This is a genomic window from Yoonia sediminilitoris, assembly GCF_003058085.1.
Taxonomy (GTDB): Bacteria; Pseudomonadota; Alphaproteobacteria; order Rhodobacterales; family Rhodobacteraceae; genus Yoonia; species Yoonia sediminilitoris.
The window spans coordinates 1-1,193 of the sequence record NZ_QBUD01000048.1 but is presented as its reverse complement, the minus strand read 5'-3'; the positions used below and the strand labels follow the sequence as shown (position 1 = coordinate 1,193).

At 58.5% G+C, this 1,193-nt stretch carries 1 protein-coding gene; it reads left to right on the top strand.

Annotated elements, in window-relative coordinates; genetic code table 11:
• On the top strand, positions 1-1,176 hold a 1,176-nt coding region (gene tuf, locus C8N45_RS22935), incomplete at its 5' end, for an elongation factor Tu (protein WP_108389384.1).
• Positions 1,177-1,193 lie beyond the last annotated feature (17 nt).

Sequence of the window (1,193 nt, the reverse complement as noted above, 5' to 3'; positions counted from 1 at the left end):
ATGGCTAAGGCAAAGTTTGAACGTAACAAACCGCACGTGAACATCGGCACAATCGGCCACGTTGACCACGGCAAGACGACATTGACAGCAGCGATCACGAAGTATTTCGGTGATTTCCAGGCCTATGACCAGATCGACGGCGCGCCCGAAGAAAAGGCCCGCGGCATCACGATCTCGACCGCGCACGTCGAGTACGAGACTGAAACACGTCACTATGCCCACGTCGACTGCCCCGGCCACGCCGACTACGTCAAGAACATGATCACCGGTGCCGCGCAGATGGACGGCGCCATCCTGGTTGTGAACGCAGCCGATGGTCCAATGCCACAAACCCGCGAGCACATCCTGCTGGGTCGCCAGGTGGGTATCCCCTACATGGTTGTTTACATGAACAAAGTTGACCAGGTCGACGATGAGGAACTGCTGGAACTGGTGGAGATGGAAATCCGCGAGCTGCTGTCTTCCTACGAATATCCCGGCGACGATATTCCTGTGATCCCCGGTTCGGCTCTGGCCGCGCTGGAAGGCCGCGACGCTGAAATCGGCGAAGAATCCATCAAGAAGCTGATGGAAGCTGTCGACACATACATCCCGACACCTGCGCGTGCGGTTGACCTGCCGTTCCTGATGCCGATCGAGGACGTGTTCTCGATCTCTGGTCGTGGTACTGTTGTGACCGGCCGTGTCGAGCGTGGCGTGATCAACGTTGGTGACGAGATCGAGATCGTCGGTATCCGCGACACCAAGAAAACGACCTGCACAGGCGTTGAAATGTTCCGCAAGCTGCTGGACAGCGGTGAAGCAGGTGACAACATCGGTGCGCTGCTGCGCGGTGTGGACCGTGACGGCGTTGAGCGTGGCCAGATTCTGTGTAAGCCGGGTTCGGTCAAGCCGCACACCAAGTTCGAAGCCGAGGCCTACATCCTGACCAAGGAAGAAGGCGGCCGTCACACGCCGTTCTTTGCGAACTACCGTCCGCAGTTCTACTTCCGGACCACAGACGTGACCGGCACAGTTGAGCTGCCAGCGGGCACCGAAATGGTGATGCCGGGCGACAACCTGAAGTTCAACGTTGAACTGATCGCACCGATCGCCATGGAAGACGGCCTGCGCTTCGCGATCCGCGAAGGCGGCCGGACTGTGGGTGCAGGTGTCGTCTCGAAAATCGTCGAATAATCGACGATTAGCGAACG